Source organism: Undibacterium pigrum (genome assembly GCF_003201815.1).
In the GTDB taxonomy this organism is placed as follows: Bacteria; Pseudomonadota; Gammaproteobacteria; order Burkholderiales; family Burkholderiaceae_D; genus Undibacterium; species Undibacterium pigrum.
Genome location: NZ_QJKB01000013.1, coordinates 40,258 through 65,024 on the forward strand (window position 1 = coordinate 40,258; position 24,767 = coordinate 65,024).

23 protein-coding genes are annotated in these 24,767 nt (G+C 49.7%); 10 read left to right on the plus strand and 13 right to left on the minus strand.

Annotated elements, in window-relative coordinates; translation table 11 throughout:
• Positions 1-126 precede the first annotated feature (126 nt).
• The 5 genes from kdsB to DFR42_RS24890 form a co-directional block, all read right to left on the minus strand.
• Positions 127-885, minus strand: a complete 759-nt coding sequence (kdsB, locus tag DFR42_RS24870) for a 3-deoxy-manno-octulosonate cytidylyltransferase (protein ID WP_110257765.1) — start codon at positions 883-885, stop codon at positions 127-129.
• A gap of 6 nt (positions 886-891) precedes the next feature.
• Positions 892-1,086 carry a Trm112 family protein gene (locus tag DFR42_RS24875; protein ID WP_110257766.1) on the minus strand — a complete coding sequence of 65 codons (195 nt, stop codon included), beginning with the start codon at positions 1,084-1,086 and terminating at the stop codon, positions 892-894.
• Positions 1,067-2,119 carry a tetraacyldisaccharide 4'-kinase gene (lpxK, locus tag DFR42_RS24880; RefSeq protein WP_110257767.1) on the minus strand — a complete coding sequence of 351 codons (1,053 nt, stop codon included), beginning with the start codon at positions 2,117-2,119 and terminating at the stop codon, positions 1,067-1,069. The genes DFR42_RS24875 and lpxK overlap by 20 nt, the downstream gene beginning before the upstream one ends.
• A 122-nt stretch (positions 2,120-2,241) precedes the next feature.
• Positions 2,242-2,685, minus strand: a complete 444-nt coding sequence (locus DFR42_RS24885; RefSeq protein WP_110257768.1) for an ExbD/TolR family protein — start codon at positions 2,683-2,685, stop codon at positions 2,242-2,244.
• A 2-nt stretch (positions 2,686-2,687) separates the two neighbouring features.
• Positions 2,688-3,293, minus strand: a complete 606-nt coding sequence (locus tag DFR42_RS24890; RefSeq protein WP_110257769.1) for a MotA/TolQ/ExbB proton channel family protein — start codon at positions 3,291-3,293, stop codon at positions 2,688-2,690.
• Positions 3,294-4,513: 1,220 nt separating this feature from the next.
• On the opposite strand from DFR42_RS24890, the gene xseA reads away from it, so the two are divergent.
• The 3 genes from xseA (at position 4,514) to DFR42_RS24905 (ending at position 7,845) form a co-directional block, all read left to right on the plus strand.
• Entirely contained in the window at positions 4,514-5,875 is a 1,362-nt protein-coding gene (gene xseA / locus DFR42_RS24895; RefSeq protein ID WP_110257770.1) for an exodeoxyribonuclease VII large subunit, read from the plus strand.
• Between the two features lie 177 nt (positions 5,876-6,052).
• Positions 6,053-6,631, plus strand: a complete 579-nt coding sequence (gene sodB, locus DFR42_RS24900) for a superoxide dismutase [Fe] (RefSeq protein WP_110257806.1) — start codon at positions 6,053-6,055, stop codon at positions 6,629-6,631.
• A 341-nt stretch (positions 6,632-6,972) separates the two neighbouring features.
• Positions 6,973-7,845 carry a DMT family transporter gene (locus DFR42_RS24905; RefSeq protein ID WP_110257771.1) on the plus strand — a complete coding sequence of 291 codons (873 nt, stop codon included), beginning with the start codon at positions 6,973-6,975 and terminating at the stop codon, positions 7,843-7,845.
• A gap of 45 nt (positions 7,846-7,890) precedes the next feature.
• Here DFR42_RS24905 and DFR42_RS24910 read toward each other — a convergent pair whose 3' ends face one another.
• The 3 genes from DFR42_RS24910 to DFR42_RS24920 are packed head-to-tail and all read right to left on the minus strand — an operon-like array spanning position 7,891 to position 10,075.
• Positions 7,891-8,832 (minus strand): hypothetical protein, encoded by a 942-nt coding sequence (locus DFR42_RS24910; protein WP_110257772.1) that lies wholly within the window; start codon positions 8,830-8,832, stop codon positions 7,891-7,893.
• Positions 8,829-9,710: an ABC transporter ATP-binding protein gene (locus DFR42_RS24915; protein WP_110257773.1), complete on the minus strand. Its 882-nt coding sequence runs from the start codon at positions 9,708-9,710 to the stop codon at positions 8,829-8,831. The genes DFR42_RS24910 and DFR42_RS24915 overlap by 4 nt, the downstream gene beginning before the upstream one ends.
• On the minus strand, positions 9,707-10,075 hold the full coding sequence (locus DFR42_RS24920) for a GntR family transcriptional regulator (protein ID WP_110257774.1): 369 nt from the start codon (positions 10,073-10,075) through the stop codon (positions 9,707-9,709). The genes DFR42_RS24915 and DFR42_RS24920 overlap by 4 nt, the downstream gene beginning before the upstream one ends.
• A gap of 195 nt (positions 10,076-10,270) precedes the next feature.
• On the opposite strand from DFR42_RS24920, the gene DFR42_RS24925 reads away from it, so the two are divergent.
• Positions 10,271-11,158 carry a DUF2785 domain-containing protein gene (locus DFR42_RS24925; RefSeq protein ID WP_170133672.1) on the plus strand — a complete coding sequence of 296 codons (888 nt, stop codon included), beginning with the start codon at positions 10,271-10,273 and terminating at the stop codon, positions 11,156-11,158.
• Between the two features lie 2 nt (positions 11,159-11,160).
• On the opposite strand, the gene DFR42_RS24930 is transcribed toward DFR42_RS24925, so the two are convergent.
• Positions 11,161-11,856: an aspartate/glutamate racemase family protein gene (locus DFR42_RS24930; RefSeq protein ID WP_110257776.1), complete on the minus strand. Its 696-nt coding sequence runs from the start codon at positions 11,854-11,856 to the stop codon at positions 11,161-11,163.
• Between the two features lie 115 nt (positions 11,857-11,971).
• Between DFR42_RS24930 and DFR42_RS24935 the strand changes: the two genes are divergently transcribed.
• From DFR42_RS24935 to DFR42_RS24950, 4 genes are all read left to right on the plus strand, one after another.
• Entirely contained in the window at positions 11,972-12,760 is a 789-nt protein-coding gene (locus DFR42_RS24935; protein WP_110257777.1) for an AraC family transcriptional regulator, read from the plus strand.
• Between the two features lie 223 nt (positions 12,761-12,983).
• Complete coding sequence (locus DFR42_RS24940; RefSeq protein WP_110257778.1) at positions 12,984-15,656, plus strand: S9 family peptidase; 2,673 nt, start codon at positions 12,984-12,986, stop codon at positions 15,654-15,656.
• A gap of 178 nt (positions 15,657-15,834) precedes the next feature.
• The gene (locus DFR42_RS24945; RefSeq protein WP_110257779.1) at positions 15,835-16,242 is read left to right on the plus strand and encodes a hypothetical protein; all 408 of its coding nucleotides are present in this window, start codon (positions 15,835-15,837) and stop codon (positions 16,240-16,242) included.
• A 125-nt stretch (positions 16,243-16,367) separates the two neighbouring features.
• Complete coding sequence (locus tag DFR42_RS24950) at positions 16,368-16,661, plus strand: hypothetical protein (RefSeq protein ID WP_110257780.1); 294 nt, start codon at positions 16,368-16,370, stop codon at positions 16,659-16,661.
• 55 nt (positions 16,662-16,716) lie between these two features.
• On the opposite strand, the gene DFR42_RS24955 is transcribed toward DFR42_RS24950, so the two are convergent.
• The 4 genes from DFR42_RS24955 to DFR42_RS24970 form a co-directional block, all read right to left on the minus strand.
• Positions 16,717-17,058: a metalloregulator ArsR/SmtB family transcription factor gene (locus tag DFR42_RS24955; protein ID WP_110257781.1), complete on the minus strand. Its 342-nt coding sequence runs from the start codon at positions 17,056-17,058 to the stop codon at positions 16,717-16,719.
• A gap of 172 nt (positions 17,059-17,230) precedes the next feature.
• Positions 17,231-17,623, minus strand: coding sequence for a hypothetical protein (locus DFR42_RS24960; RefSeq protein WP_110257782.1), 393 nt, complete (start codon positions 17,621-17,623; stop codon positions 17,231-17,233).
• 137 nt (positions 17,624-17,760) lie between these two features.
• Positions 17,761-18,822, minus strand: coding sequence for an AraC family transcriptional regulator (locus DFR42_RS24965; RefSeq protein ID WP_110257783.1), 1,062 nt, complete (start codon positions 18,820-18,822; stop codon positions 17,761-17,763).
• A complete protein-coding gene (locus tag DFR42_RS24970; RefSeq protein WP_245937077.1) occupies positions 18,822-19,745 on the minus strand; it encodes a GGDEF domain-containing protein in 924 nt (307 codons plus the stop codon). The genes DFR42_RS24965 and DFR42_RS24970 overlap by 1 nt, the downstream gene beginning before the upstream one ends.
• 504 nt (positions 19,746-20,249) lie before the next feature.
• Between DFR42_RS24970 and DFR42_RS24975 the strand changes: the two genes are divergently transcribed.
• Positions 20,250-22,787: a TonB-dependent receptor gene (locus tag DFR42_RS24975; RefSeq protein WP_110257785.1), complete on the plus strand. Its 2,538-nt coding sequence runs from the start codon at positions 20,250-20,252 to the stop codon at positions 22,785-22,787.
• An 11-nt stretch (positions 22,788-22,798) separates the two neighbouring features.
• Entirely contained in the window at positions 22,799-24,643 is a 1,845-nt protein-coding gene (locus DFR42_RS24980; RefSeq protein WP_245937078.1) for a phytase, read from the plus strand.
• Positions 24,644-24,767: the final 124 nt, after the last annotated feature.

Below are 24,767 nucleotides of genomic sequence, written 5' to 3' on the forward strand. Positions count from 1 at the left end.
GCAGGCACAGCTCTTTTTTGCTTTTCTTCTTTTAGCTTGATAACACAGTTTCTTTTCACGAAACTTACCACAATTTTCGCATTTCTTGATGCTTTGCCACGAAAACTTGGGGATTTGCCTGTTTTTTTAGTTTTTATCCATAAAAAACTGCCGGACGCGCTCCAGATCTTCTGCTGTATCCACCCCCGGTGCGGGGCTGGAAGCAGTCACATGAACCGCAATCGCATAGCCATGCCACAAAACCCTTAATTGCTCCAGTGCTTCAATTTGTTCCAATGGGGAAACAGCAAGTTGTGGATATTTTTTCAGGAAATCGTTGCGGTAAGCATACAAACCTATATGACGCAGCGGCGCATAGGCTGGCGGGAATTGTTCACGGCTGACGGCAAATCCATCCCTGTGCCACGGTATGGTGGCACGCGAAAAATACAGGGCGCGGCCATGCTTGTCCAATACCACTTTGACGACATTGGGATTGAAAGCATCTTCTACAGCATGAATGGGATGGGCTGCAGTCGCCATAGGCACGTTCACATTCACCAGGGCTGCTGTTGCTGTGATCAGAGCAGGATCTATCAGGGGCTCATCGCCCTGTACATTGACGATGACGGCGTCGTCTGCCAGATTCATGCTGGCGGCGACTTCGGCAATGCGGTCGGTACCGGAAGGATGATCAGCCCGCGTCATGCACACTGGGACACCATGGGCCTCGCAGGCAGCGACAATATCGGCATGGTCAGTGGCCACCATGATGGCGCTGGCACCAGACAATAAAGCCTGTTCAGCCGTGCGCACCACCATGGGCTTGCCGCCTATGTCTGCCAGGGGTTTATTTGGCAAACGACTGGAAGCCAGCCGGGCCGGAATGATGGCAATAAAACTCATAAAACACTAAGCCTTGGGTCTGGCGTCAATTTCTTCCATTGTCAGCGCACGCGCCTGATCTGCCCACATGATGGGGATATCGTCGCGTATCTGGTAAGCCAGTTTATCGCCATAGCAAATCAATTCCTGACTGGCTTTTTGGTGCACCAAAGGTCCTTTGCACAAAGGACAAACCAACACATCAAGCAGACGTGCGTCCATGCTTTTTCTCCGAAATCATTTGTATCAGGGATGCCGCGAAAGCTGCATCAAGTTGAGCTTCAACTGGCACTACCCAGATGCGGGCATCGTCCAGTAAAGCCGGGATTTGCCTACATTTTACTGCATCCTTTTCAGTAATCAGAATGCAATCAGCATCTACCCCCTTAAAACTCTGTTCATCAAAGGCATGATGATCAGGAAAAGCTTTGGTCTGGCATGGCAAACCCTGCATGGTCAGCATATCGAAAAAGCGTTGTGGATTGCCTATGCCTGCCGCTGCCAGCAAACGCTGGCCTGAGAATCCGGCCAGTGGCTTGCATTGCCTATCGTCAGACAAACGGTCAGACAAACGATATGCCTGCCCTGCTTGCAAATGCATGCGCACCGTATCGGCTGGCATCATGCCTGGCAATACTGCATCCGGCCCCGCGAGGTTACAGACAGTAAAGTCACGCCGCCTTTCCACAGGCTCACGCAAAGGCCCGGCTGGCAAGAGCCAGCCATTCCCAGCACCACGCTGATCAAACAGCACAAGTTCAACATCTCGCCCAAGGGCGTAATGCTGCAAACCATCGTCAGCGATGATGACATCGACTTGCGGATTGGCTGCCAGTATGCAAGTCGCCACAGCAACGCGGTCACGACCAACCGCGACCGGGCATTGTGCCCTCGCCGCGATCAGCACAGGCTCATCACCAACTTGCTGCGCTTGCGACATGGCATCAAGCAAAATAACGCTCTCAGCATGCACGCCATAACCGCGGGAAATCACGGCAGGATGCCAGCCCGCCTGTTTTAATTGCTGCACCAGCCAGATCACCAGTGGCGTCTTGCCAGTACCGCCGATAAAGATATTGCCGACCACGACAACCGGCACCGGCAATTTCGTCTGGGCCTTATAACCCATGACGAACAAGCCAAAACGGAAGGTGACGAGAAGCTGGAATAACCTGGACACTGGCCACAGCAAGCAAGCCAGCAGCCCGCGCTTTTGCCAGGTGTTCAATAAGACTTTTTCCAATACTGCCCGCATGTCACTCTCTTGTTTTCATATTGCAGTTCTCTACAAAAAGAAACCGGGGAGTTACGCACTCCCCGGTTTCTTTGCCAATTAATGAGGCAGTCTCCTGCTCACGAACTGGTCAGATGATGCCCTTACTTTGCTGTAGCCTGGGCCGCAAACGTGACCTTGGCCATGCCAGCAATACGCGCCGCTTCCAGCACATCAATCACAGACTGGTGACTTGTAGCACGGTCTGCATTGATGATAATGACTGGATCAGGCTGGGTGCCGGTCTTGCCAGCTTCCAGCGCAGCTGCCGCTTTTTTCAAATCTTCCGCCAGAGTCAGGGTATCGAGGAAAGACACGGCCTGACTATTGATCTTGTAACGGCCCTGGGCATCAATACCGATATCGATCTGATTTGGTTTGTCCTGGGCTTTTTCTGCATCTGCAGTTGGCAAGGTGATTTGCAATTCGGTGAAACGGCTATACGTCGTTGTCACCATCAGGAAAATCAGGATCACCAGCAAGACGTCGATAAACGGGATCAGGTTGATCTCTGGCTCTTCCCTGCCCCTTCCTTTACGAAAATTCATGACTACTTCCTGGCGCTGTGGACAACATCAACAAACTTGATTGCCTGTTGTTCCATATCGACGACGATGCTATCTACCAGGGCGCGGAAATGACGCCAGAACACCATCGCAGGCATGGCAATCATCAAACCAAAGCCAGTGTTATACAAGGCCACAGAAATACCGTGTGCCAGTTGCGCAGGGTTGGCACCGGTTGCGTTTTGTGAACCGAAAATTTCTATCATACCGACAACAGTACCAAACAAGCCCATCAAAGGTGCCAGGGATGCAATCGTACCCAGCGTAGTCAGGAAACGCTCCAGGTCATGCGCCACTGCGCTACCGGCTTCTTCTATGGATTCTTTCATGACTTCACGGGGCGCATTCACATTGCGCAAACCCGCTGCCAATACTTTACCCAGAGGCGAATTGCCTGCCAGTTGCTCGATGACTTCTGGCTTGACTTTGCCAGCCTGATAAACACGGATGACTTCGTCAACCAGTGTAGGTGGCAAGATACGGCTACGACGCAAAGAAAGGCTGCGTTCTATGATTAATGTCAGCGCAATAACTGAGGCAATCAATAAAAAATAAATTGGCCAGCCTGCGGCTTGAATGATGGCGAACAAAATAACTCCTTGAAGGTTCCTAAATCCAAGCCCGCAATGTAGCGCGTTGTCTGCCTGTGGGCAAGAGCGCAAAGCAAAAAACTAGGCACAAAATGTTTCAAAGTATAATTTTCTACAAAAAGCATAAAGTTTGCACTGCTCACAACAAATATCGCGATTAAAAATATTCACTGTTTTACACAAAATCTGTGCGCAAGCTTGTGGATAAGTCCAGTGAATATAGCTAAGTCCATGATTTATTTCATTTTTCCAGATATGCTAAAGATTTAAGCACAGCGATTTTGTGGATAAAACAGCATTTTTCTAATTTTTGCCCCGTCATTTCTACACATAATTTGTGGACAACTATGTGCAAAAGTCTTGCACATAATGACAAGTGACTGATTTAAAAGAAAATTATTGTGCTGCCAATATTTTAGGCAAGCCGGTAATTTCAGCTATTTTTGCACAAAATTTCATCAGAAAATTTTGCAGAAGAAAAAGCCCTGCGTTTTGCACAAAATATGTGGACAAGATTGTGTATTACCGCAAAGAAACGCTGTAAGTCACTGATTTTCAAATAATAAGTATCACTGCCAGAAAAACAGGCAAATGTGGGTTTTTGCGAACAATTGTACTTTTTCCACAGTTAAATTAACTTTAAGACAATCATGTGCGGGCACAAAACTCCTCGTGCAAGGGCTTTTGCACAAAATATGTGGACAACTATGTGAAAAAGTATGGGGGATGTTACTAAGCTACTGATTTTATTAGTTATTTTAGTCGCGCCTAAAAAAGTGGCAAACTCAGCTTATTCACAACTGCAATCGAAATTTTATATTTTTGATCACTTACTCTACAAATAAGCTCTTATTCTGCACAAAATATGTGGACAAGCTTGTGTAAAAGCGCAGGGAAATATGCTAAGTATATGATTTTATTGAGAATTACTCTCATGCCATTATTTTAGGCAAATGCGCTAAGCCAGGCCTGTCCAAAAGTTTTCAACAGCTTAATCACAATTTCTGTGGATAAGTTTGTGCACAAGCTGCTTGATGTACTGCAATGTCCTTGATTTGAAAGGGAATTTTCATTTTGCCTCATTCTTTTGCAGATTGATTTTTATTAAAAATCAAAGACTTAGATAGTAAACTTTCATTTCTTTTGACATCTCAGAGGCAAAATGACATGCTGGTGACCACGCCACGCTTCTGTGGACAGATTTTTCGTCGCCAAGCTTTATGAATCCTGAATCGCCCTACCATTCTCCAGTAAACACGCCGTCTGTAATGACAGTTACGGCGCTGAATCAGGCCGTTGCTCAACTTTTGGAACGCAACCTGCCATTGACCTGGGTTTCTGGCGAGATTTCCAACTTTACCCGCGCCGCATCTGGGCATTGGTATTTCACCTTGAAAGACAGTGGAGCACAGGTAAGATCTGTGATGTTTCGTGGCCGTGCGCAATATGCCGATTTCCAGCCAAAAGAAGGCGACAAGGTGGAAGTACGTGCCCTGGTTACCTTATATGCACCGCGTGGTGATTATCAGTTAAGCGTAGAAGCCATACGCCGTGCCGGTGTCGGCAATCTGTATGAAGCATTCTTGCGCTTGAAGGCGCAATTGACCCAGGAAGGCTTGTTTGACGCTGAACGCAAGCGCCCCCTGCCAGTCTTTGTCAAAACCATAGGCATAGTCACCAGTCCGCAGGCAGCGGCCTTGCGCGATATCCTGATCGCCCTGCGCAGGCGCGCACCCCATGTCAATATCATTCTCTACCCCACACCGGTACAGGGCGAAGGCGCGGGCATGAAAATCGCCCAGGCAATTGCCTCTGCTGCTGCCCGTGAAGAATGCGATGTCCTGCTGGTCTGCCGCGGTGGTGGCAGCATGGAAGACCTGTGGGCCTTTAATGAAGAAGTCGTCGCCCGTACCATCGTCAACTGTCCCATGCCTGTCATTGCAGGTATAGGCCATGAAACTGACTTTACCATTGCTGACTTTGCCGCTGACTTGCGTGCTGCGACACCGACAGCCGCAGCAGAACTGGCTGCCGCACCTCGCGATGCCTGGTTGCAGCTCTTGCAACGCCAGGCACAAATACTCAGCCGTTGCATGCACAGGCAACTGGATGACCATGCCCAGACCCTGGACTGGCAAAGCCGCCGCCTGCTCAGCCCCAAGGCAGCGATTGCAGCCAGACGCCTGCAACTGCTGAACCTGGCACGCAATCTAAACCACAGTGCCAGCCTGCCTTTGCGCCAGGCCAGGCATGAACTGATGCAATTGACACAAAGCTGGCAAGCCCATAAACCAGACCTGACCCGGCCCAGGTTATTACTGGCCGATATGCAAAGACGCCTGCAGCAAGCATCCAGATACCGTCAGGAAGCGCATCTGCAACAGTTGTCTGGCCTGCGTAACCAACTGGAGCTGCTCAACCCGCAACGCACGCTGGAACGTGGCTATGCCATCCTCAGCGACCACAAAGGCAAAGCCCTGCGCAATACCGCCGAGCTTAAGCCACAATCGTTGCTGCAAGTCAGGCTGGCATCCGGCACGGCTGAAGTTGGCATCAGCAGTGTGCAAACCAAGCTGGACTGATGTTGCAGCCCTCGTTGCAACATGACTTACATTACGAACTCATCATTTTTCGCATATACATGTAATTGCTGGTAATTTGCATCAGCTTGCGTGCAAGCTTTTGTACAACAGCTTACAATGCTGGTCTGGCTTTTCCGGATTGCCGGAATTGATAAACTCACGATAAAAGGACGCGATATGGAACATACCTTACCGGCACTGCCCTATGCACTGGATGCTTTGGCTCCGCATATCTCTCAAGAGACGCTGGAATACCACTATGGCAAGCACCACCAAACCTATGTGACCAATCTGAACAACCTGATCAAGGGTACAGAATTTGAAAACTCCACACTGGAAGAAATCGCCAAGAAATCTTCTGGCGGCATTTTCAATAACTCCGCACAGATCTGGAACCACACTTTTTACTGGAATGGCCTGAAACCTAACGGCGGCGGCGCACCAAGCGGCAAACTGGCAGATGCTATCAATGCCAAATGGGGTTCTTTCGATGCATTCAAGGAAGCCTTCACCAAGTCTTGCGTAGGCAATTTCGGTTCTTCCTGGACATGGCTGGTCAAAAAAGCTGACGGTTCTCTGGATATCGTTAACACATCCAATGCAGCGACACCACTGACAACAGAAGACACACCATTGCTGACTTGCGATCTGTGGGAACACGCTTACTACATCGATTACCGCAATGCACGTCCAAAATACCTGGAAGCATTCTGGGCACTGGTCAACTGGGAATTTGCAACAGCAAACCTGGGCTGAGCCAGCTGGTCATGATGCTTTCATCATGGCATATGCGTGACAGATGAAAAAAACCTGCGCCTGCATCAGCATCGCAGGTTTTTTTTCATCCATCGTCCAGGCTGTTTGTGCGAAGATCAGGGCTCAACTGAGCAGCAGAAACCTGTTTACGATCTGTAGCGAGCGTGCGTCAGCAGGGTCAAGGGCCACAAAAACGCAGCGCAAAAAGCGGAATGTATTTGAGTACATGAGCATTTTGAGCAGCACATGAGCCCCCCATGAACTCTGTTGCGCTCGCGCAGTAAGATCGTAAGCAGGTCCCAAGAATCCAGCACGCTCTACCGTCCTATCCTTTAAACAACATGCAGACCAAAGCCTCACCGCTATTACGCTTTCTCCCCGCCATCTTCATTTTCATCTGGGCTTCCGGTTACGTCGTCGCCAAATATGGCCTTCCCTACGCCGAACCGCTGACTTTTTTATGTCTGCGTTATCTGGGTGTGATCATCTTCATGCTGATACTGGCGCTGGCCATGCGCGCGCCCTGGCCAGAGCGCCGTGTATGGCTGCCGATAGCAATCGCAGGCATCATGATGCAGGCCATGTATCTGGGTGGCATATGGTGTGCCGTCAAGCTGGGCATGCCCGCTGGCGTGGCAGCACTGATTGCCAATACCCAGCCCATCTTTACCGCTTTCCTCGGCCCCATCATTGGTGAACGTATCTACGGCAAGCAATGGGCAGGGCTGGCACTGGGTATTTGCGGTGTGGCACTGGTAGTCGCCAACAAAATCTCTGTCATCGGTTTGTCCGTCAGCAGTGTGGCACTGGCCGTCATGGCATTGACTGCGATGACCATAGGTACGCTGTACCAGAAAAAAACCTGCCCCAGCTTTGATGTCAGGACCGGGCAAGTCATACAGTTTGCGGCATCCTTATTAGTAACGCTGCCATTCGCACTGACACTGGAAACCCAGACCATCATCTGGACACCACAATTTTTTGCGGCCATGGCCTGGTCAGTATTTGTCCTTTCTGGCGTTGGTATCTCGGTGCTGTTCATCATGATACGTCATGGTGAAGCGACCAAGGTTACCAGCTACATGTACCTGGTTCCTGCCGTCACCGCGGCCATGGCCTGGCTGATGTTTGGTGAAAAGCTGACGACGACAGCGATACTGGGCATGGTCATTGCACTGGCGGGCGTGGCGCTGGTGGTGAGGCCGACAAGGTGAAATGCAGGGATTGCGCTTATTGCCGCAATCCCTGTTCTTCTTGCATCAGGCCGCTTCTCGCCAGCGACGCAAACGCACGGTCAGATAAAACATGCATGCAGCAACTAACACCCCTGCCCACAATTGCAGACTGCTCAAAGTTTGCCAGGAAGTCATAAATATTTGCCCCCAACTGAAATCTTTTCTTGATGAGGGAAAGTAAGTGCTTAGTGGAATATCCTCAAATCGTAGCCACGCACCCGGAATCAAACCACCAATACCACGGCCCAAAAAGAGATCGACAAACCATTGCATTTCTGTATCCTGAAACATCAACTGCTTTAGCATTCCAATTAAAAGTACGATCAGTAAAGGTATCCCAACCGCCCAAAGAAATGCCTTGGAACGAGCCCAGCTGGATACCAGCATCAACCAGCATAAGCTTGGCAATGCCCATAAAATATATACTGGCAAAATCCCTATTATCTGCAACGGAGACAGGTACAGCTTTTCATTTGCCAGCAAATCTTTGAAGATGAAAACTTCTTGCGTAGAAAATGCAATGCTGACTATCATCAACATACAAAGTGACATCAGCGTTGCAATCGTCAAGAAAATCAAAGGTATGAGCAGGCAGGCCACCAGCAGTTTAGACAAGACAGTTTGAAAATCTGACACCGGCAAAGATTTCCAAAACAATATGCTGCGATCACGTCTGTCATCGTACAGGCAGGCAAGACAATAAAAGAAGATGATGATGCTCATGACTGCCAACAATGGACCAGACGAAAACATATAAGTATTGGCCAATGCATCCCCGACTTGTTGGGTATGATCCTTCATCCGCCCAACCCTGCTTATTGTGTGAGCACTGATCCACTTGCTGCCATATAAAAACGGCACAATGAACGCACATATCATCGCAGCAGCCACACTTAATGGCGTCCACAGGAGCATGCCCTTGTGCTCCCAGAATTCACGCTTTAAAAGACTGATCATGGTTTTCATTTAGCGATTCCTTTCATACTGGCGACGAACAAGTCTGCCACGCCGGGTATGCGTGTTTCTCCCAGACTGGCCAGCAACTCTTGCGCAACGCCATCAAACAGCATTACCATTTTGCCGAATACTGCACGTTGATCAATGGGTTGCAAGGCAACTGCCTTCTCCATGTTTTCCGGTGCAACCATCACTTCAACAAAGCGCCCGGCCATTTGCTCCATACTGGTTTCCAGCGCGATTTTTCCCTCTTGAATAAAAATCACGTCACTGAGAATATGTTCAACTTCTTCAACCTGATGTGTGGCGATGATGATGGTCTTGTTTTCATCGAAATAATCTTCCAGCAAGCTTTGATAAAACTGTTTGCGATACAAAATATCCAGGCCCAGGGTAGGCTCATCAAGCACCAGTAATTTCGCATCGATGGCCATGATCAGCGCCAGATGTAATTGCACCACCATGCCCTTGGACATGGCCCTGACCTTCATATCCGGCATCAACTTGGTATTCGCCAGGTATTTTTCAGCCTTGGCACGGTTAAATTTGGGGTGCACTCCAGCAATGAAATCGATAGCCTGCTTCACCTTGATCCAGCGCGGCAAAATGGCGACATCGGCGATGAAGCAGACCTCATTCATCAGCGCATTACGCTGGGTACGCGGGTCCAGTCCCAGTACCTGCATTTCACCTTCAAAATTACCCAGACCCAGTATTGCTTTGAAGGCAGTGGTTTTACCTGAACCATTCGGCCCTATCAGTCCTACGATACGACCGGGAGCAATCTCAAAGCTGATGTCATCCAGCACCCGCTGTTTGCCATATTGTTTGCTGATGCCACGGGCGGAAATTACGCTACTGCTTATGGTATCGGTAATGCTGCTCATTTGCCGCCTCCTGTCGTCATCAGACCCGGCAATTGCCCCACATCCAGTCCCAGCCTGCGTATGCGTTCCAGCATGGCTGGCCATTCCTCTTCAATGAAACGCTGGCGTTCATTCGCCAGTAATTTATCAAGCGCTGATTCGGTCATATACATGCCTACCCCTCTTCGTTTTTCGACCAGTTCTTCATCTACCAATTCCTGATAGGCTTTTAAGACCGTAATCGGATTGAGCTGATACTCTGCGGCCACCTGCCTGACCGAGGGCAAGGCATCCCCTGGCTTCAACAAGCCATCCAGCATCATGCCCAGCACCCGCTGTTTCAATTGCCGGTAAATTGGCGTTTGGTCATTCCAGTTAACACTCATGCTTTGCACCTTCCTGTGAATACCCGGGACAGCGAGCTTAATGCTTCTGCAACGCCATCTCACAAGTAAATTAGTGTTGTAGTTAACTATAACACTAACTCAATGTGGTTTGTGCAAGTTTTTTTGTGGTGCATGACAAGAAAAATTTGGCATGGCACACTTATCAACCCTTCCTCTTCTGTATGGATAGCACTCATGCATCGCCTGATCTCTTCTTTTTACCTGTTCGCTTTAATGATCACAAGCACAGCAGCATTTGCCGATTGTGATGAAGCAACCAGGCAAGAATTAAAGTCTGCCAAATCTGCTGGCTGGAAGCTGGACGATGATGGCAAGCGACAAGACCTGGCACTCTCTGCGGCTGATTGTCTCGGAGTGACGGATACAGAATTACGTGATGAACTGGCATTTGAAGGACTATCTTTCTGGATGCGTGCAGAGAAACTGAGTGTTCCAGCGTTGACAGCCTTGCGCATCAAAATGCTGAATGCCGTGCAGGCACCTGCGGCAGAAGGAAGCAGTTTTCTAAGACCATTTGCGATATTGACGCTGGCTGAACTGGTGCGGGTAGACAGGAAAAAACCTTATCTCAGCGCAGAAGAGAGAGTCGATATTGTCAATGCAGGCAGCCATTACCTGACGAACCTGCGCGACTATCGCGGCTTCGATGCCAAAGATGGCTGGCGTCATGGCATTGCCCATAGCGCTGATCTGATGCTGCAACTGGCCATGAATCCGGCAATAGAGAAGCCGCAACATGAAGCCATGCTGGCGGCCATCGCATCGCAGATTGCCCCCTCCTCCCATTTCTACCAGTATGGCGAAGGCGTCAGACTGATGACAGCCGTGTTTTACCTGGCGAGGACACCCAGTTTCAACAAGCGCGATTGGGATTTGTGGTTCAACAAACTCATGGACAACAGCATACAAGCCGGTCCTTATACTCAGGCCAGGCTGGCGCAAAGACATAATGTCAGCGCCTTTTTGTTGCCGCTGTATTTCTCGGTCAGGGAAAGCACAGACCCTGCGATCAAAGAAAATCTCTTGCCTGCCTTGAGAGAAGCCTTACGCAAGGTCAATTGAGTCTAGTGCTCCAGTGCCCATAATGCGGCACTGCGGGCATGAATCGCCGTTGTATCAAACAGCGGCACACCGGCATCATCCTGGCCAACCAGCAAACTGATCTCGGTACAACCAAGGATAATCGCTTCAGCCCCCTGCTCTTTCAAGCTTGCCATGATGCGGCGATAGTGCTGGCGAGATGCAGGGTTAATCTTGCCCATGCAAAGCTCTTCATAAATGACTTGATGAACAATGTCACGGTCTGCCAGTTCAGGTACCAGCACTTGCAAGCCATGTTTGCTGTGCAGGCGCTCACGGTAAAAATCCTGCTCCATGGTAAAGCGGGTACCGAGTAAACCTATCTTGCCATAACCAGCATCCCTGATAGCCTGCGCAGTCGGGTCAGCGATATGAAACAGGTGGATCGCTACAGCAGCTTCTATAACATTGGCCAGCTTGTGCATGGTATTCGTGCACAGCACCAGAAAATCAGCCCCTGCCAGCTCCAGTGAACGGGCTGCTTGCGCCAGGATGATACCTGCGGCATCCCAGTCACCGGCGTGCTGTAGTCTTTCTATCTCATGAAAATCGACGCTATACAGGATGATTTTTGCAGAATGCAGGCCACCGAGTTTTTCCTTGATGGTTTCATTGATTTGCTTGTAATAAGGGATGGTTGATTCCCAGCTCATGCCGCCGATCAGGCCTATGGTTTTCATTGCAACTCCGTCTGTGAATTAAAGGCCAGTGGACTAGCCAGGTGCTTGAATGCCTCTATAATAAGCAGACAGCATTTTCCAGGCTATCAAGAAATTTCAGCAAAGAGTTTTTGCAATGAGCACGGCTATCATCGATATTAATTGGGCAAGACTGGAATTATTGCCAGCCCTGCCCTATTCCATCAGCAGCACATCGCCCCATACCAGCCTGGGTCTGGCATTTGCACGTCAGACGGGAGTACATGCCATAGGCTGCGATATTCGCCATGACTTTGATGCCTGGCCAGGCGACTTTGCCATCAGCAATGCTGGACTGACTATGTTTTCAGAATCTGCACATGGCGGTGAATACCTGCTCATGCACATCAGCAATCCTGATCTTCTGGCAGACATGCATGCATCATCGCCGAGACAAATATTCCATGGCGACAAACAGGTCGTCATGCTGGCCTGGCAACTGCGCAGCCTGCTCTTACAAAAAGACAAAGATAGCCTGCTTCTGCAAGAAAAAGCTGGACTGTTTTTGCAACGTGGATTGGCACTGAGCAGTACCCCGGCAACAGCGGGTAGCCTATATGCGCAAGACAAACCCTTGCATGGCCATGTACTGGATTACATTGAAGATCAACTCGACGCCACATTGAATCTGGAAGAACTGGCAACAATGGCAAATATGCCGCTGCTGCGTTTTTTACGCAGCTTTGCCCATGCCACTGGCACCACACCACATGCCTACATCACCGAACGTCGGCTGCAAAGAGCGCGCTTGCTTATTCGTGATAGCAATTTATCCATAGCAGATATCGCCGCAGATTGTGGTTTTGCTCATCAATCGCATATGGGCAGTGCCTTCAAATCCAGGCTGGGACTCAGCCCTCAGCAATATCGCAAACTATCTGTCTGAAGATTATTTCTGTAAAAAACTGAGCCTATCTTCGCTTTAACACGGCAAAAGCAAATTTTCTACCGATTTTTGTAGAATTTGTTTTCCTGTGGAACTGTCCTCTCTAGCATTTGTCTATGGAAAATGCGTTAATTCCGCCTATTGCTTGATAACATCGGTATTTGCGCATCACCTCCTGATCAATCCCATACCTGCTAATTAAACTAAAACCAAGGTTTTCACTATGTCTCCGAAAATTCTCACCGTCAGTATTGCACTTGCTTTCAGCGGCGCAGCCAGTTTGCTATTTCCACAAGAAACAGCACAAGCTGCACCGGCTATCAATAATGTCGCCAAGATCAAGCCAGCTGACCTGACGCTGGAACAGGTATTCCGCGCCAAGACCTATGCTGGTCAGGCCGCCCGTCATATTCAGTTCAGCAAGGATGGCCGCTACCTGGCCTACACCTGGAACCCGTTTGGTGAAAATGGTTTTGATTTATATGTGCATGACACCCAGACTGGTGAAACCAAACGCATTACTTCGCCAGCCTTGATGAAAACCTATGATGCGCCAGAAGACTGGGAGCGCTTCGATAAAAAAGCCAAACAAAAAGAAAAAGAAGAAGCTGAGCGTCAAGCCAAGGCAGAAGCACATGCAGCCTATCTGCGTGGTGAAAAAGTCAATCTGATGCAATGGGAAGAAGCAGCACTGGAAGAAGTAAAACGTGAACTGGCCGAGAAAAAAGCCAGGGACGCTGCCAAGAAAGCTGAAGTAGATGCTGAAGCCGCCAGAGAAAAAGCCGCGGCAGCCGCAGCAAAAACCGGCACTGCCAGTGTAGCCAAAAATGACAGCGACAAGAAAGATGAAAAGAAAGACGCAAAAGACGACAAGGCCAAGGAAATCTGGGAACTGCGTGATGAACTGAAAAAGAAACTGGAAAAAGAAAAACTCAAGCCTAGCGACCTCTATCCAGGTGTAGATGCACTGGTCTGGGCGAATAAAAAGAATGAACTGATCTTCCAATACCGCGGTGACCTGTTCCGCCTGAATGCAGTTGACGGCAAGATAGAACGTCTGACACAGACTGACAAAACCGAACGCATCGTCGCCTATCAGGCAGACGACAATGGCTATATCTACATGGATGAAAAACGCCTGTTCAATGCCAGCTTTAGTAGCAGCGCGATACGCCAGTTGAACCGTGAACTGATACATCCTGACGATGCAGATAAAAAATACCGCATAGCCAATACAGTGCTGAGTGAAGACAAGCAATGGATGGCGATTTCTGCCGAGGCACCAGATGCCAAGCCAGAAAGCGGCAAGCCAACTCCACCAGCCGAGCGCCAGGTCGAGATCATGAATTACAGCGAACGTTTTGCCACTGCTAAAAAAGTATCGCGCGAAGTATCCGACGACAAACGCAAAATACTCGCTACGGCCCTGTACATACGCCGCGTTGGCGACGCCTCAGCACGCCAGCCTCAACCAGTGTTCACCAATGACGGTGGTGATGTCTGGTTTGAAATGAGCCCGGTCAGTTGGGCCAAGGATGGCAGCCGTTACACCTTCTCTACCTGGGAACGCGAAAAAGACTTGTTGCGCATTTATGTAGGCAAGGCAGAAGAAGGTGCCAAACCACAAATGGTTTTGGAAAGACGTGGCAATGTCGGTCATGAAGTCGTCAACGTGCTGGCCCCCCGCTTTACGCCTGACAGCAAACAATTGATCGCCGTACTTGATGAACAGGGTTATCGCCAGCCCTATGTCATTGATGTCAGCAATGGTAGTGCCAGACAGATACTGAAAGGTGATTTTGAAGCGCACAGTATCATAGGCTTCAGTGAAGACAGCAAATCCATGTTTGTACTTGCCAACAAGGATGATTTTGCTGCCATGAATGCCTATAAAGTCGATCTGACTACAGGTGACATGAAAGCGATAGGTCAGGCAGGTGATTTCCATCGCAACAGCGCAGTGACGGAAAGTGGTGACAAGCTGGCCAGCATGGCAGGCCAATGGTCCAGCCGTCCTGAATTGAAACTGGTGGATATCACTAAAACGAAATCCGTCACGCTGACGCAAAGCCATGACCCGCAATGGAATGCAATCGACCTGCAACGCCCTGAGCGCTTCAGCTACACCAACCGCCATGGCGACAAGATACAGGCCTATGTCTTCAAACCAGCCGGCTTGAGTTCATCCGACCACCGCCCTGCCATTGTCTACACCTATGGCGGCCCTTTGAATGACAGGCACATCGTCGAGACTGACAGCTTCCAGCAAACTGCCTATATGTTTGGGATGTATATGGCAGCTAAACATGGCTATGTCACTGTGGCGGTTGACCCGCGTGGTCATTCCAACTATGGCCGCAAGTTTGGCGATGCCAATTGGGAACAGGTAGGCAAGCCACAGACAGAAGACCTGGAAGACCTGGCAAAATACATGCAAAAAAACCTGGGCGTCGACGGCAAGCGCATAGGCCTGACAGGCTGGAGTTTCGGCGGCTTCCAGACTCAATACACCATGTACACCAGCCCTGACACCTTCGCTGCCGGTATCGCCGGTGCTGGCCCGACAGAATGGGAAAACTACAATAGCTGGTATAGCGGCCGCACCATAGGCAAGACCGAGCGCAGCAAGCCTAACTTGCGTAAATACTCGCTACTACCTTTGACTGCTGGCCTGAAAAAACCGCTGATGCTGGTCCACGGTATGCAAGACCCGAATGTGTTGTATCAGGATACAGTCAATGTCTACCGCGCCCTGCTGGAAAACGGCAAGGAAACCCTGGTCGACCTCTTCCTTGATCCGGATGGTGAACACGGCATGGGTGGTGCAGTCAAAGCCAAGGCCTGGCACAAGAAGTATGAAGCCTATTTCCTGCAACATTTGGGTAAGGCAAAATAATTGTATTGATTGTTGAATCAAAGGACGGCTGAAGTAATTTCAGCCGTTTTTTATTGGTGCTCGAAAAAAATTGATCCACAAAAATATATGGTAATGCCTGCACTGGATTACCGTAGCACAGGCATATTCTGATTCATATAATGCAGCCTTGATCAATACTCATCTTTTTCTTAAAAAAATGTCCCAGTTTCCAACGCCCCTGCTCTTATTTTTTGCACTTGCGGCCATCAGCTTCAGTGCAAATGCAATGAATGACAAGGAAGCCTACAGGAACCTCATGTACTTCCAGACAGCAAAAAGTGAAAGCGAATATTGCGAAAATAAATTGCACATACAGGCAATTCCACAGCAAACCAAATGGCGCAATCTACATGCTGCGGTAATGGCCCGTTCCATCGGCACACTGGAACAGCACTTCATCAATGATAAAGGTGCGTCGAAAAAGGATATGCCTGCGGCTATCGCAGCTGTCTGGAAAAAACTTGAAGAAGTGGATAAACGTGAGCTTGCAAGCACACGCACTTATAAAACCTGCCTCAAATTTCCAGAGTCACTGAAATTTTATGAGTCACAACTGGTCAAATGAGCGAAATGATATGGATACAATTATCGGCAATGTCATTTTAAAATTACCGTAGACTATTTTGACTGTCATACCGATAATGACAACACTTCTTCATTTAAAGCAAGCACCATCTTCAGGAGTGACCTATGAAAAGTAGCACCAGCCAATACCTGTACTCAGTATTCAGACAGGTTTCACAAGAATTTCGCCAGATAGGGCAAAAAGTGGGCGTACGCCTGCTGCGCACGCCCCTGCCAAAAATCCTGGTTATTATTCTTGCTATTGCACTGTTGATCACCATTATTCCGCTGATCATTACCTTGTTTATTGCCTTTGTTCTCATCAGGATATTATTGAAGATGATCTCTATGAGCGTGCGGCAAAACCGGGGGGAAGATTCTAGCGTGCCGAATGAAAGACGAATCAAAGATATACATTGATTGATTTGGCAAAAGAAATTTTATAGTTGCGGCAAGCAATAAGAGTTTGAAGTAATCAGGTTTTATCAGCCACATTAGCCTTGGTGACACCCGACTTTGCTTTTGCCTTGCTTTCGCGTTTCAGAGGAGCGCCGACCGGGCAAATAGAAAAAGCGAATTGGGTCAAGGTATTAACCAGGCTGTCACCATTTAGTTTGTACATCACAAACTGCCCCTGACGCTCACCAGAAATCAGGCCAGCATTTTCCAGCACCGACAAATGGCGGGAAATGGCTGGCGCACTCATTTTAAAGCGCGCAGCAATGTCTCCCGCAGTCAGTTCCTGCTCAGATAAATAAGCAAGAATCTGCCTGCGTGGCGATGATGCCAAAGCCTCAAAAATCTTATCAGACGACATTATTCATTTTCAAAAGACTATTGCCACGCCAATTAAGCGCGGCAATAGCATTACGTAAACCGATCTGTACTTTGCTAATTACATTGAGAACAATCTCTGAGGACTCGCTCTCAGGCCAAAACTTAAAGACAGTTCCCTACTAAAGCACAGACAACATCTATTTCATTATTGCTTATGCAGGGGCAGAAAAATTTTCAGCTTCACGCCTGTCGTTGATTCTCACCCAGGCACTGACAGTTCTGCCAAATTTGGCAATCATGACCATATTAAAAAAGTGCATGGCACCAATGCTGAGCACAGAAACGCCTATTTTACTACCAACAAAGGGGATCAAGCCGTCACCAGGAGAGATATGCCAGCCATCCAGACGAATCGCGATCAAACCTATGTTAATCAGATAAAAACCGACGACCAGTAAATGATTGGTGGATTTTGCGAGCACTTCATCCTGACCAAAACATTTCACCAGGAACACTTCACCGTTTTTTGACAAAGTCCTTGCGACCCAGATTGTCATGACGATAGAAACAATTGAATAGACCAGATAACTAAGTTCCATGCTCATTTCATACTCCTTCAAGGTAGAACAATAATTCAATAATTAACTAATATGTTAATTGCTGAATTAATTAATGTCAATACTAATAGAAGCATGAAAAATCATGTAGACGGCATGAGGGATAGCAATTGAAGTGAGCTTACTTAAGCCTGGATTCCAACACTGAAATTCAGGCCTGGGAAATCTTGCATCAGGTTTTCTTTCAAGCTGCTTGGGGTCAGTCCAGTCCAGCGCTTGAAAGAGCGGCGAAAATTATTTGCGTCATGAAACCCCAGATGCTGAGCCACGGCTTCATTGTCGTACTGGCGGCTCTGGAATAAATACAAGGCCACATGCGTACGTACCTGATCCAGTTCAGCCTGAAAGTGCGTGCCATGCCTGGCCAGGTAGCGTTTCATACTGGCTGGGCTGACAGCAAATGCCGCCGCCAGTTGTTCCAGGCTGGGGGTACATCGTATATTGGTCAGCAAATAGTCGTAGACGGCATCCAGCAAGCCTGGTGTTTCATCTGCAGCCCGGGCATCTTGCTGTGCCTGTTGCAAGGCGACATCTGCCGCCAGCGCATTGCCGCGCGGCCAGGGCAAGTCTAGATATTCGGTAGGGATGAGCATGGCATCAAGATGGCAATTGAAGCGCAACTCGCCTCCCAGATGCACTTCGTGTTGCTCGGTATGCCGGGCAGTGCTGCGGTTGAAGCAAAAACGCCAGGGCAAACGCCTGCCACTCAGCCAGCGGCACATGGCCACCACGGCTGTCATATGCATCTCGACAATCGCGGGTCGCAAGCTGGGAGCGCCATAGCTATCCATCCAGTACAGAATACTGAAGTCCTGTCCCACACTGTATCTGGGTTTCAGCAAAGGACACAGGCGGGTGGAATGCAGACATAAAATATCCAGTGTCTGGCGCAGGTTTTGCGCCTGCAACAAGGCATGGCTGACACTGCCAAAATGCCCGGGCAACATTTGCTGGCCCAGCATGAAACTGCTGTCGGCACTACGCAGGGCTTGCAAAGCATTACCCAGCAACAGCAGGTATTGCTGGGGACTGATATGGCATTGTCCCTGTGTGATACTCCCTGCATCAAGCGCACTGCCGCGCAGGATAAACGCATCATCCACCTCGCGGCTACGGGTATAAGCCAGTATCTGGGCGGCATGATATTGCGCTGGCAGGCAGGTATCGGCTACCTGATGGAAGCGCATTACAGTACACCCGCGGCCAATGAAGGCTCGGTAAACTGATGCGCGCTGGCTTCCAGGTTTTTACTGAGCCTTGCTAGCAAAGTATCGGGTACATCATCTGCCAAGGTACAGGCATGTCGCATGCTGATAGTCAGTGTCTGCTCTTGCGCACAATAGCGCATTTGCCTGACCATATGGCATAGATGTAGTGCCAGCGCCTCGGCTTCTTCCAGGCTGCGGTCATGCAAGACCAGGGCAAATCTGTCACCGGCATAGCGGCAAAGCACATCCTGATTATGCAGGTTCAGCAAGAGCATATGGCTGACTGCCTGCAAGACTCTGTCACCTTCGTGTTGGCCATATTGACGATTGATGAGATGGAACTGATCTATGTCCAGCAACACCAGGGCACAAGACTTGCCTGGATTACTCTCCAGCTCCAGCTTGATTTGCAGGCGCAGATAATCCGCATTGCTGAGCTGGGTGACACGGTCAAAGGCGCGATGATCGCGGAACAGGCGCTCACGCTTTTGCAAATGTTCATTCAGCGTGAACTGCTCTTCACGCCAGTAATACATGCCAGCAGTGACTATCAGCATACCGGCAAACACCAGCATGGATTCCAGCAGATTGTCCCAGATATCTTCCTTGGGTATGGCAAAAAACTCATCCAGACAATCTGCCCATGAGCCCAGCATGATGGCTGCCAGGCCGAAGGCAAACAGCCGTGTCACCAGCCCCTTGGGGCGACTGCTCAGCATGATCAGCAACCACAGGCCAGACATGGCCGATGTGCCGCCCTCACCGACGATGTCCATCCACTTCCATTTAATGAAGGGCTTCGGCGTCCCCATATAGGCATACAGGAAAATAAAACTGATCAAGGCTACACAGGCTGCGATGATGAAGTTTCTATGCAGGCGCAACATGGAATTTTTAAGCATTGCATTCACATCCAAAGGTCAGGTCGCGCGAGGGTAATTGAGGTGCATGACAAGGCGATGACATAGATGTTTTTTGATATGGTCTATGGATGAAAAACAACGGGGGTGCAAACGGCTCAGTTCTTTTTCATTTTCAAGAATTCATTACCTGAAAGACCTCTCACCACCGAGGCACAGAGACACAGAGAAAGAAAGGAGAAAAGCAAACGAGATTGGGACACTTAAACTTTCTCTACTTTGTTGATGAAGTTCGATCTAGTTTTTCTCTTGCTTTTCTCTGTGCCTCTGTGTCTCTGTGGTGAGCTTTTTGGTCTAGCTTACAAAAAAACAGTTATCAGTTATTCATCGCCAAACACAAAAGTCATTTCAGCTCACATCTTTGCGATTTACAGTGCGATTTCCCCGCAACGGCAAATCCGGCTTCCACCTGTCACAGAACCGACATATACCTCCCCTAGAATCCGCCCACTCTTTTGCCATTCACTATTTGCGGAAACCCTGTCCATGAAAACCCTGAAGAAAAAACCTGTTCCTCGACTATCCATCATCATGCTGGGCATCTCGGCCATGCTCAACGCCCATGCCCAGGGGCCTAATGTGACCATCATTAATGCCAACAGTGTCGTTGTCAGCGGCCAGCGTGCCAGCTTGCGCAAAGCGCTGGAGATGCAGGAAAAAGCCGATAATATCGTCAGCGTGGTCAGCAGCGATGACATTGGCGGCCTGCCGGATAAAAATGCAGCAGAGGCATTGGCACGCCTGCCCGGCATCTCTGTCCAGCGCGACCAGGGTGAAGGTCGCTATATCGTTGTGCGTGGTCTGGGTGCTGATCTGAATGGTGTGACCATCAACAATGCCCTGGTGCCATCGCCAGAAGCCAGCCGTCGTGCAGTAGCACTGGATGTCTTGCCTGCCGGGATGATACGTTCACTGGAAGTCACCAAGACCTTGCGTCCTGAACAGGATGCAAGCTCATTAGGCGGTGCAGTCGAAGTCAAGAGCCTGACTGCCTTTGACTTGCCAGGAAAATTTTTGACCCTGAATACCGGAGCAAGTTATGACCAGGTTACAGGCAAGACCAGCCCGAATGCCGGCCTCCTGTGGGCTGACCGTTTTGCTGGTGGCACACTGGGTATTGCCGCTGGCATCAGTGCAGAGAAACGCAGTTTTGGTTCAGACAATGTGGAAACCGGTGGTGCCTGGGACAATGGCAAGCTCGGTGGATTTGAATTGCGTGATTACCTGCCTGTGCGTGAACGTCATGCCTATGCCTTGAATCTGGATTACAAGCCGACAGCATCACAAACTTACTTCATGCATGGCTTTTTGAGTGATTTCAGTGACGATGAAGTACGTGACCGCATCACCATAGGCAGCTTTGCCAGCGGCACCCTGGCTGAAGGTGCAACAACGACAGCAAGAGCAGAACGCCGCATACGCCAGCGTAAATACACCCAGACCATCAGTTCCATCGTACTGGGCACAGAACAAAAATTCCAGGACTGGAAACTGGATCTGACAGCAGGTTCCAGCCGCGCTAGCGAAGATACGCCAGAAGCCTTGAACGATGGCCGCTTCCGTGGCAATGCCAATTTTGCGGGTGTTGGTTTTAACGATGGCGAAATACCTAAAATCATCGGTCCGGCCAGCCTCTATGATCCGGCAAACTACAGCCTGAATGCCATCAGCCTGCAGCAGCGTTTTTCCAAGGATACTGAGCAGCATCTGAAATTTGATCTGGCCCGTAAGTTCCATTTCGAACAGTTTGAATCGAATCTGAAATTCGGTGCCAAGACCAGTCGCCGTGAAAAAACCAATGATACCAATCAGTGGACTTATAACAGCAGCAAAACCAGCAGCGGCAATTACTGGGGCCCGGGTTCCACATCCATGACAGCCTTTGTGCAAAACCAGGCGCTCGATTATCCCCTGGGTAATATTGGCACAGCCATCAGCGCTGATCTGATACGCGCCCGCGTGGCTGGCCTGGACAGGAATGCCGCCCGCCTGGCACTGGAATCTGCCATCAATGATTACAAGATCAATGAAAATATCGACGCTGCCTATCTGCAAAACAGTTTCGACAGAGATAACCTGCACATACTGGCCGGTGCCCGGGTAGAACGCACCCGGTTTGATGCCGCTGGCACGCAAGTGACGGGTGGCACCAGCCTGCAAGCCATCAGCCGCCAGCGCAGTTATTCAGACTGGCTGCCATCCCTGCATCTGCGTTACGACCTGGACCAGAAAACCAGTGTACGCGCAGCGTGGACTAATGCTGTTGTACGCGCCAACTTCAGCCAGTTGGCACCCGGCATCAACCTCACCAGCACTACCGAGGCAGTTATTGGCAACCCTGATTTGAAACCCCTGAAAGCAAACAATCTTGATCTGGGTATAGAAAAAATATTGGCGCATGATGGCAGCGTCTCAGCCTATCTGTTCAACAAGGATATCAAGAACTTCACTTACACTACCAACCTGGCCGGTTCAGGTGCATGGCAAGGATATACCAGCGCTGTCTCTTATGCGAACGGTGACACCGCCAACGTAAAAGGTATAGAACTGTCTTACTCACAGCCTTTGCGCATGTTGTCAGCACCCTGGAAATACCTGATCGTTGGCGCGAATGCAAGCTTGACACGTTCCAGTGCCGACATTGCCCGTTTTGATACCGCAACCGGTAAATCTCGTGGTCGTTCCATCAGCCTGCCTGGTCAGTCTGACCGCGTCATGAACCTGATGCTGGGTTATGAGCATGGCCGCGTCAGCAGCCGTCTTGCGCTCAACTATAAATCTCCTTACCTGCTGGAACTGGGCACGGATATCTTGCGCGCAGATCAGGACCGTATTGTTGACACCCAAAAACAGCTCGATTTTTCGCTAGCCTATCAAGTCAGCAAAAATTTCCAACTGGTCTTTGAAGCAGCAAACCTGAACAATGAAAAATACTATGTGTATCAAGGCGCACATCAGTACAACGCGCAATATGAACAATATGGACGCACGTATAAAGTCACACTGAAAGCCAGCGTATTCTGAAGATGACAATAATGAAAACAAAATATCTGATATCCAGCCTGGCATCAATACTGGCCTTTTCCTCCGCTTCAGCAGCAGGTTTGCCACCCGCAGTCACTGGCAAAGCCCAGGAAATTATCGCTATGCCAGACGGCGGCTGGCTCACGCTCGATAAACAAGGCCTGCGTCTTCTGGATACGCAAGGCAAGGAGCGTAGCAAAGTCAGCCTGCGGGCAAAGCACCTTGATGCACGCACCCATGCAGATGGCATGCTGGCGGTCTTTACGGACGCCGACACGCAAAAGACCCACGCCTATGTGGCCGATCAGAAAACCGGGCAACTGCGTTTGCAGGCCAGCATGGCATCGCCGGACTTTTCACTGGAAAGCATGTGCCTGTATCGCGATGCGCAACAGCTGGATCATGTCTTTCTGATAGGCAAGGAAGGACTGAGCGAGCAATGGGTCATGCACAATGGCAGCGCACATCTGGTACGCAAGCTGGCACTACCGCCACACAGCAAGCATTGCCGTGTTGATGATCAAAGCCAGACCCTGTACCTGAGCGTGCCGGATAGCGGGGTCTGGGCATTTACAGCAGAAGCAGAAACCGCAGCGAAGTTGAAGCCCGTCGCCATGGCTGCGCCATTTGGTAAGTTGCATGGCGGTGTCACGGCCATCAGTGCGCTGCCAGGGGGCGTGGCAGTGCTGGATGCCAGTGGCAAGAAACTGCATTTTTATCGTCAAAAAGATGGGCAGTACCTCTTGTCTGAGCAAATCATGAATTTGCCATACAGCGCAGCGAATATCCATGTGAATGCATCCGGCAATAAACTGGATTTTCTGCTTCAGGATGAGCAGGCAAAAACCTGGCGTGCCAGCAGTGTCGCCTGGAAGCAGCCAGCAGCCTCAGAAATAGCCGTCATCGAACCCACGGTACAAACCGATACCGTCGCCCGTCACGGCGATGCTGCTGATGATCCCGCCATCTGGGTGCATCCACAGGATGCCAGGCTTTCCCGCGTTCTGGGCACCAACAAGAAACAGGGCCTGCTGGTGTATGACATGCAGGGCAAGCAAACCCAGTTACTGGAAAGCGGACGTCTTAATAATGTGGATGTGCGCCAGAATATCAAATGGGGCCAGCAAAGTTTTGATATCGCCATGGCGACCCAGCGAGATGAAAACAGCTTGGTGCTATATGTCATCAATGACCAGGGCCAAGTAACAGAGGCAGCCCGCTTCCCTACCAAACTGGACAAGATCTATGGCTTTTGCCTGTACCAGCCACGCACCGGTGGCCTGGAAGCCTTTGTGAATGACAAGGATGGCACATACCAGCAGTTCCGCATTACCCACAATGAACAAGGTTTCAGTGGCAGCCTGGTACGCAGTTTCAAACTGGCGAGCCAGCCGGAAGGCTGCGTAGCTGATGACAAGACTGATCGTCTGTTCATGGGCGAAGAAAAGCGTGGCATATGGGTCGTCTCTGCCAGGGCAGATCAGCCAGCCGATTTGCAAATGGTGATGCCCGTTGGCAAACAGCTGGTGGCTGATGTTGAAGGCCTGGCTATCTACTTTGGTCAGCAGAAAAATTACCTGTTGGTATCGAGCCAGGGCGACAACAGCTATCTGGTGCTGGAAGCCCAAGCCCCCTATCGTCTGCGTGGCAAGTTTCGCGTAGGCATGAATCTGGCCAAAGGTATTGATGGCACTTCAGAGACTGATGGACTTGATGTCAGCGCCGTCAACTTTGGCGGTGAATTTGCGCAAGGCATGCTGGTAGTACAAGATGGTTACAAGCGCCTGCCGGATGGAACGCAAAACTTCAAGTACATACCCTGGTTTGCAATTGCCAGGGCTTTCAAGCTGGAATAATCCATACAGAATTTGCGGCATATCCACTCCTGCATCATGAGTGGATGTGCTACAAATTCATGACAATTCCTCGACACTTTTCATGTCTTGCACATCTGCTCAGCGACTAAGATGATAAGACAAC

Coding starts and splice junctions, on each gene's coding strand:
- DFR42_RS24940 (WP_110257778.1), top strand. CDS start 12,984: ATGTCTCCGAAAATTCTCACCGTCAGTATTGCACTTGCTTTCAGCGGC.
- DFR42_RS24935 (WP_110257777.1), top strand. CDS start 11,972: ATGAGCACGGCTATCATCGATATTAATTGGGCAAGACTGGAATTATTG.
- DFR42_RS24975 (WP_110257785.1), top strand. CDS start 20,250: ATGAAAACCCTGAAGAAAAAACCTGTTCCTCGACTATCCATCATCATG.
- DFR42_RS24910 (WP_110257772.1), bottom strand. CDS start 8,832: ATGAAAACCATGATCAGTCTTTTAAAGCGTGAATTCTGGGAGCACAAG.
- lpxK (WP_110257767.1), bottom strand. CDS start 2,119: ATGCGGGCAGTATTGGAAAAAGTCTTATTGAACACCTGGCAAAAGCGC.
- DFR42_RS24885 (WP_110257768.1), bottom strand. CDS start 2,685: ATGAATTTTCGTAAAGGAAGGGGCAGGGAAGAGCCAGAGATCAACCTG.
- DFR42_RS24970 (WP_245937077.1), bottom strand. CDS start 19,745: ATGCTTAAAAATTCCATGTTGCGCCTGCATAGAAACTTCATCATCGCA.
- sodB (WP_110257806.1), top strand. CDS start 6,053: ATGGAACATACCTTACCGGCACTGCCCTATGCACTGGATGCTTTGGCT.
- DFR42_RS24980 (WP_245937078.1), top strand. CDS start 22,799: ATGAAAACAAAATATCTGATATCCAGCCTGGCATCAATACTGGCCTTT.
- DFR42_RS24875 (WP_110257766.1), bottom strand. CDS start 1,086: ATGGACGCACGTCTGCTTGATGTGTTGGTTTGTCCTTTGTGCAAAGGA.
- DFR42_RS24955 (WP_110257781.1), bottom strand. CDS start 17,058: ATGTCGTCTGATAAGATTTTTGAGGCTTTGGCATCATCGCCACGCAGG.
- DFR42_RS24950 (WP_110257780.1), top strand. CDS start 16,368: ATGAAAAGTAGCACCAGCCAATACCTGTACTCAGTATTCAGACAGGTT.
- DFR42_RS24945 (WP_110257779.1), top strand. CDS start 15,835: ATGTCCCAGTTTCCAACGCCCCTGCTCTTATTTTTTGCACTTGCGGCC.
- DFR42_RS24930 (WP_110257776.1), bottom strand. CDS start 11,856: ATGAAAACCATAGGCCTGATCGGCGGCATGAGCTGGGAATCAACCATC.
- DFR42_RS24965 (WP_110257783.1), bottom strand. CDS start 18,822: ATGCGCTTCCATCAGGTAGCCGATACCTGCCTGCCAGCGCAATATCAT.
- DFR42_RS24925 (WP_170133672.1), top strand. CDS start 10,271: ATGCATCGCCTGATCTCTTCTTTTTACCTGTTCGCTTTAATGATCACA.
- kdsB (WP_110257765.1), bottom strand. CDS start 885: ATGAGTTTTATTGCCATCATTCCGGCCCGGCTGGCTTCCAGTCGTTTG.
- DFR42_RS24960 (WP_110257782.1), bottom strand. CDS start 17,623: ATGAGCATGGAACTTAGTTATCTGGTCTATTCAATTGTTTCTATCGTC.
- DFR42_RS24920 (WP_110257774.1), bottom strand. CDS start 10,075: ATGAGTGTTAACTGGAATGACCAAACGCCAATTTACCGGCAATTGAAA.
- DFR42_RS24915 (WP_110257773.1), bottom strand. CDS start 9,710: ATGAGCAGCATTACCGATACCATAAGCAGTAGCGTAATTTCCGCCCGT.
- xseA (WP_110257770.1), top strand. CDS start 4,514: ATGAATCCTGAATCGCCCTACCATTCTCCAGTAAACACGCCGTCTGTA.
- DFR42_RS24905 (WP_110257771.1), top strand. CDS start 6,973: ATGCAGACCAAAGCCTCACCGCTATTACGCTTTCTCCCCGCCATCTTC.